Origin of the sequence: Kitasatospora sp. NPDC127067 (assembly GCF_042724755.1) — a bacterium.
Taxonomy (GTDB): Bacteria; Actinomycetota; Actinomycetes; order Streptomycetales; family Streptomycetaceae; genus Kitasatospora; species Kitasatospora lactacystinica.
On record NZ_JBHXEM010000232.1, the window covers coordinates 1 to 6,433 of the forward strand.

Here is a 6,433-nt window from a genome sequence, read left to right on the forward strand (position 1 = left end):
GGGTTCCTGTGGAGCCATGGTTGTCTGACCGATCCGTCCGTTCCCGACCGCTACTTGACCGCGACCTGGGAGATGTCGAGCACGCCGGTCCAGTCGCTGATGACGATGTTGCGGACGTCCTTGCCGGACAGCCGCTTGTAGACGGGGTGGAACAGCGGAACGGTGAGGGCCTGGTCACCGATGCGCTGGTCCAGGGCGCCCCAGCGCTTGGCGGCCTCGGCGTGGTCGGTGATCTTGTTGATCTGGTCGATCTCGTCGTTCACCGACGGGTCGTCCAGCTGTGCGGAGTTGAAGTTGTAGCCGTCGGTGACGATCTGCCGGCCGTCGAAGATGGGCGCGAGGAACGGGCCGCCGGACGGCCAGTCGGCGCCCCATCCGGAGAGGAAGAGGCCGGGCTCGGTGCTGACGGTGTGGATCGTCTTGGAGTACCTGGTGGAGTCCAGGGCCTCCAGCTGGACGGTGATCCCGGCGGCCTTCAGGCCGTCCTGGACGGCGGTGGCCAGGTCCGGGCCGTAGCCCTTGCCCACGGCGCTGGAGTGGGTGAGCGTGATGGTCAGGCCGTCCGGGTAACCGGCCTCCTTCAGCAGCTCCTTGGCCTTCTCCGGGTTGCCGGTGGCACCGGCCGGGAACGGGTCGTAGGGGGTGTACCCGAAGGTCTCCTGGGTGGGCAGGTAGGTGGTGGCGGCCTCGGCGAGCGAGGAACCGCCGGCGGCGTTGACGACCGAGGTGCGGTTGATCGCGTAGGCGACGGCCTGCCGGACCTTGGGGTTGTCGAAGGGCTTGACCTTGGGGTTGAACGCCAGGTAGTTGACGTAGCCGAAGTGGCCGGTGCCGACGCGTGCGGCGAGGGCCTTGTCGTCCTTCACCTGGGCGAGTTCGGAGGGGCCGAGGTTGGTGTCGGTGGTGACGGCGGCCGCGTCGGCGCCGGTGCCGGCGGAGAGCCGCTGGTTGATCACCGCCGGGTCGAGACCGGACTGCACGTCGACGGTGTCGGGGTACGCCTTGCGCTGGTCGTCCGTCGCCGCCGACCAGTTGGGGTTGCGCTTGAGGACGAGGTGCGCGCCGTCGTTCTCGTTCTTGACCACCTGGTAGGGGCCGGAGGAGACGGGGTGGTCCTGGTACTTCGTCCCGGTGTCCTTGGCCTTCGGGACGGGTGCGAACTGCGTCTGGGTGGCCAGGTACGGGAAGTCGCCCTCGGGCTTGTTGAGGCGGAAGACGATGGTCTTCTCGTCCGGCGTCTCGATGGCGTCCAGGGTGCGGCCGTCCTTGTACGGGCCCTGGTAGTCGGCGGCGCCGACCAGCCAGTCCCTCAGGAACGGTGCGCCACCGGAGAGTTCGGGGGCGAATGACCTTTCGATGCCGTACTTGATATCGGCGGTGGTGATCGTCGAGCCGTCCTCGAACTTCAGGCCGTCCTTGAGGTGGTACGTCCAGACGGTGGCGCCCTCGGAGGGGGTGCCGGTGTCGGTGGCGAGGTCCGGGACCACCTTGGTGCCGGCCGCGCCGTCGGCCCGGTTGCGGGTGGTGAGGGTGCGGAAGACGAGCGAGGGGACGTTGCCGCCGCCGGAGGTGTAGAGCCGTGCGGGGTCGAACTGGTCCTGCGGGTTCTGGTTGAGGACGGTGAGGGTGCCGCCCTGCTGCGGCGCGGCGTCCTTGCCGGTGCCACCACCGCCGTCGGCCTTCGGTCCGCACGCCGCCAGTCCGACGACGAGCGCGACGGTGACGGTCGCCGTGGCGAGGCGGCGAGGGGTGAAGGTGGTTCGAGACATCGGAAAGGGAGCCTTTCGCTACCGATGGTGTACGGAGGAAGGCGGGCGACAGTGAGGCTTCGGGAAGAGTGAGCGGCACCGCGCCCGCAGGGAGGGGCGACGCCCCGATGCGGCGATCACCGCAAAACGCGTCGGGGCAGGCGGATTCAGCGACAGAGATTGTCGGAAACGCAGTGCGCGGCCACGCCGATCAGCGCCAGCTCGATGGCGGCGCACTCGATCGGGTGACGGTCAGACATGCCGAGAAGACTGTAGGAAGTTAAGCGGAATGTCAAAACTCCACTTATGACCTGCCCACCAGGTGGACACCGAAATGGATACCCCCGGACTTCCGGGGATTCCGGAGGTTCCCCGACCCCGCACGGAGACCGACCGGGGTCGCACCGCACCGCCGCCCGGCGGGGCCCGAACGCCTCGGCGGTCAGAGCGGCGCGAGGATCATGAGGACCTCGTCGCGGGTGTCGTGGGGAGCGAGCCGGAGGGCTTCGGGCCAGCGTCCGATCTCGCGCCAGCCGAGCCGCCCGTAGAAGTCCTCCAGGCCCTCGCCGCCGCGCGCCGCCAGGCGCAGCTGTTCCAGGCCGAGCTCGTCGCGGGCGATCCTCCGGAGCTCGCGGACGAGGGCGGATCCGATTCCGCGGCCGCGGAAGGCCGGGTGGGTCTGGAGGTGGTGGACGGTGCCCCAGTGCCCGACGAGCCGGTAGGGGTCGCGGTTGAGGACGATCCATCCGGCCAGGCCGCCTTCCAAGCGGGCGGTGAGGAGTCGACTCCGCTGCGGATCGAGACGGGCGAGGAGCCCGTCCACGGCGGGCGCGACGTCGTCGTGCCCCACCGGAGGGAAGGGGAATCCCGCGGCGCCGCCGCTGTTGGTGACCGCGATCCAGCAGTCGATCAGCTGCTGCCGGAGTTCGGCGGTGACGTCGTGCGGGTCGGTCGTCTGGACGAGGTGGAGGGCGGCGGCGTTCGACATGGGGCGAAGGATGCCAGAGGGGTCCGCCATCCCTCCCGGGGCCGGGGAGCCTCCGCACGGGGCCGGGCCGAGCGACGAACACCCGTCAGGCCCGTTTCCGCCGCGCACGCCTGAGTGAATGTGTCCCCGTTCGGCGGCATTGAAGCTATTTCTCCGATTTTCAGACGAGATACTGCATTCGTACGGTCACCAAAGGTAGCGGCACCGTCACTGCTCGCACAGGTTCTGCCCCGTCACCACCACCGTCCGACGCACCGTCAGACACCGGACCGTCCGATCGAAGGGAATCGTCATGAGGCGCTGTCCACCCACCAACGGACGCGAGCGAAGACGCCATGGACCGGTCGGGCTCCGCGGCCGCCTCACCCGGGCCGCGCTGCCCCTCCTCCTCGCGGCCGCGACGGCGTCCGCCTCCTTCGCCGCGCCCGCAGTGGCACACGCCACCCACCGCACCGCGCACGCCGCGACCGCCGACGCCCCGGTCGGCGGCGCCCCGGTCGGCAGCGGCCAGAGCCGGCAAGGCGGCCGTCAGCAGCCCGTCACCCTCGCGAAGACCGGCACCGACCTCGCCACCGGCAGCACCACCCGGACCGCCCACGGCGACACCGTCCGCTGGGTGGTCTCCGCCACCAACCCGGACGGCGCACCGGTCAGCACCACCGTCACCGACAAGATCCAGGGCGGCCCGGGCAGCACGCCGCAGACCCAGTCCTACGTGCCCGGTTCCCTCCAGGTGCCCCCCGGCTTCAACCGGCAGTGGTCCACCGACGGCGGGACGACCTTCTCGGGCACCGACGCGGGCGCCGCCACCAACGCCGTCCAGGCGACCAACCCGATGCTCGCCTCGCCTGCGACCGGTCAGGTGGTCCAGATCCCGCCGCCGTTCACCCCGATCAACACCGCCACCGGCGGCGACGGCTTCACCCCCATCCTCTACACCGCCACGATCAACGGCGTCCCCACGCCCGAGATCTGGAACATCTACCACCACGGGTTCTCCAACACGGCCAGCGTGGTCTGCACCGACCAGCTCACCAACGGGCCGTGTCCGACGCCGAGCGGGGCCCCCGCCACCTGGCCCCAGCCGCTGAACTCCTCGGTGGCCGGAGCGACCACCGGTGACCTCGGCAGCACCCGCACCCCGACCTACGTCCTGCTCGGCTCCAAGCTGTACTACGCCGCGATCAGCCGGACCACCCTCGGGCTGATCGGCGTCGGCTGCATCGACCTCCAGGCCCAGTCCAGCTGCGGCTTCACCGCCCTCCAGACCGGCACCGGGCTGGTCGTGGGCGGTGTCGTCCAAGCGCCGAACCAGCTGATCCACGCCGTCTCCGGCACCGGCGAGATCCTCTGCTACGACCCCGTCGCCAACGCCTCCTGCGGGACCTTCGGCATCGGCCTGCCGCCCAACGAGGGACAGGTCGCCTTCAGCGGCGACTACGCCGGCATCATGCGGGTCATCAACGGCAAGATCTACGTCACCGACAACACCCCGGCCCCGCTGCCGACGGTGATGTCCTGCTTCGACCCGTCGACGAACGCCGCCTGCACCGGCTGGGCCACCCCCAAGACCGTGGTCACCCCGATCGGCGGCGCCCCCGCCCGGGCCGACAACGTCTTCGAGATGTACGACCCGGCGGGCACCGTCACCGGCGTCTGCACGGTGGTCGGCGGCGTCTACCAGGAGGTCAACCCGCCGGTCGGCACCGTCGTCTGCTTCGACCCTACGGGCAACCCCGTCGCCGCGCCCCCCGGCCTCCAGGCCCTGGTCAGCACCAACGTCGCCCCCGGCGAGGCCAACTTCCAGGTGCCGCTGACCATCACCGCCCCCAACGGGCACCTGGAGACCGAGTTCCCGCTCTGGATCTACCAGGGCACCACGCCGACCCTCAACAGCACCGAGTACTGCTACGACTGGACCATCCAGGGCCCCTGCACCCAGTACGGCACCAACGGCGTCGTCAACGGCCCGCCCAACGTCAACGGCGGCAACACCAGCCCGTACGGCTTCGCCTACGACGGCCAGTGCAAGTACAGCCTCGGCGACACCGGCTACCTGTTCTCGATCGACCCGGTCACCGGAGCCTCACCCTGCCTGAAGACCAAGGCCCAGGGCACCATCAACCCCTCCGCGTACTACTGCGACGGAGCCACCGGGCACATCAGGTCCTACGGAACGGTCAGCCTCCTCGGCATCGATCCCACGACCGTCGACTTCGCCCACTCCTCGGTGACCGTGCTCGCGGCCGACGGAACGACCATCGGCACCTTCCCGTTCGACCCCGCCACCGGAACGGCGGACATCTCGTCCGTCCCGACCGGCGACTCGCCGATCCAGGTGATCGCCAACCTCACCCTGATCAACGGATCGTCCTTCACCCCCGACAACCACCCGCGGATGCAGGTGACCTTCGTCGGCGACGCACCGCAGATCTGCTTCGAGACCACGGTGGCGACCGACTGCTCCGTCACCGCCGTCTCCAACCAGGCGTCCGCCGTCACCAACGGCCAGCCGCCCGTCACCTCCAACACCGTCACCCTCCAGGTGACCCCCGGCGCCCAGTGCACACCGATGCTGACGATCAACAAGGAGGTCTGCACCTCCACGAACGCTGCCGACTGCACGGACGGCGGTCCGGGCCCGTGGGCGAAGAACGCGACGATTCCGTCCGGGAGCACGGCGTACTGGCGGATCACCGTCACCAACACCGGCACGGTCCCGGTCACCGGGATCACCCTGACCGACAGCGTGTCACCGTCCTGCGTGACCGCAGCAGGGACGTTCGACCTGGCAGCCGGCGCCTCGCACCAGGTGTTCTGCGACCTGACCGACGTCACCCAGCACACCGTGAACACCGTGACCGCCACCTTCCCCGGCCCCGGCGGCACCCCCGTCACCACACCCCCCTCCGAAGCCACGGTGAACGTCAGCGGCACCGGCGTCCCGTCGCTGAGCGTGGACAAGGAGGTCTGCCAGTCCGACAACGCCGCCGACTGCGGCGCGGGCGGCGTCGGGCCGTGGGGCGAGGAGGCGACCCTGCACAAGGGGAACGCACCCGAGGAACTCTGCGCTCCGGACAAGTGCCAGGCCTTCTGGCAGATCACGGTCACCAACACCGGCACCGTGGACCTGACCGGCATCACCCTGAACGACTCCCAGGAGCCGGCCTGCGTGGTGGCGGCCGGCACGTTCGACCTGGCGGCGGGGCAGAGCAGGACGTTCTACTGCTTCAGCCTGATCAGCGAGGACACCGTCAACACGGTCACCGCCTCCTACGTGCCGCCGGGCTCCCCGCCGGGGACCGCGCCGGTGACCACTCCACCGTCCTCCGCCCTCGCCCGCTGCGAACCGCCCTGCGAGACGGACAAGTGCCACCACCCCAAGCCCGGCCACGGCCACGGGTCGCACGACGTCAAGCCCGGAACCGGCAACCCGTACCTCCAGCCCGACATCGGGACCTGGCCGTCCGCCCTCCCCTACCTCACCACCGATCCGTCGATGACCGATCTCGACTGGCTGCTGCCCATCCTGGTCGAGGCGGGCGGGGCAATGCGGTGACCCCGAACCGGCCCTGACGGGCCGAAAGGGCGGTGGCCGGGGAAGAACCTCTTCCCCGGCCACCTGCGTGCCGGTTCTCTTCGGCGACGCCGGCGCCGGGGGCCGGGGCGTAGCCGCCGTACCGGCCCGGCGCACGCC

4 protein-coding genes are annotated in these 6,433 nt (G+C 70.3%); 1 reads left to right on the forward strand and 3 read right to left on the reverse strand.

What is annotated here, in order from left to right:
- Window positions 1–50: 50 nt before the first annotated feature.
- From ACFWJ4_RS40365 to ACFWJ4_RS40375, 3 genes are all read right to left on the reverse strand, one after another.
- A complete protein-coding gene (locus ACFWJ4_RS40365; RefSeq protein WP_380554168.1) occupies window positions 51–1,769 on the reverse strand; it encodes an ABC transporter substrate-binding protein in 1,719 nt (572 codons plus the stop codon).
- Window positions 1,770–1,915: 146 nt separating this feature from the next.
- Window positions 1,916–2,008 (reverse strand): Ms4533A family Cys-rich leader peptide, encoded by a 93-nt coding sequence (locus ACFWJ4_RS40370; RefSeq protein WP_317620150.1) that lies wholly within the window; start codon window positions 2,006–2,008, stop codon window positions 1,916–1,918.
- 182 nt (window positions 2,009–2,190) lie between these two features.
- Window positions 2,191–2,736: a GNAT family N-acetyltransferase gene (locus tag ACFWJ4_RS40375; RefSeq protein WP_380554171.1), complete on the reverse strand. Its 546-nt coding sequence runs from the start codon at window positions 2,734–2,736 to the stop codon at window positions 2,191–2,193.
- A gap of 292 nt (window positions 2,737–3,028) precedes the next feature.
- Between ACFWJ4_RS40375 and ACFWJ4_RS40380 the strand changes: the two genes are divergently transcribed.
- The gene (locus tag ACFWJ4_RS40380; RefSeq protein ID WP_380554174.1) at window positions 3,029–6,295 is read left to right on the forward strand and encodes a hypothetical protein; all 3,267 of its coding nucleotides are present in this window, start codon (window positions 3,029–3,031) and stop codon (window positions 6,293–6,295) included.
- The last annotated feature ends 138 nt before the right edge of the window (window positions 6,296–6,433 follow it).

Bases quoted from the DNA above. Each gene is read 5' to 3' on its own strand.
- ACFWJ4_RS40370 (WP_317620150.1), bottom strand. From the start codon at position 2,008: ATGTCTGACCGTCACCCGATCGAGTGCGCCGCCATCGAGCTGGCGCTG.
- ACFWJ4_RS40365 (WP_380554168.1), bottom strand. From the start codon at position 1,769: ATGTCTCGAACCACCTTCACCCCTCGCCGCCTCGCCACGGCGACCGTC.
- ACFWJ4_RS40375 (WP_380554171.1), bottom strand. From the start codon at position 2,736: ATGTCGAACGCCGCCGCCCTCCACCTCGTCCAGACGACCGACCCGCAC.
- ACFWJ4_RS40380 (WP_380554174.1), top strand. From the start codon at position 3,029: ATGAGGCGCTGTCCACCCACCAACGGACGCGAGCGAAGACGCCATGGA.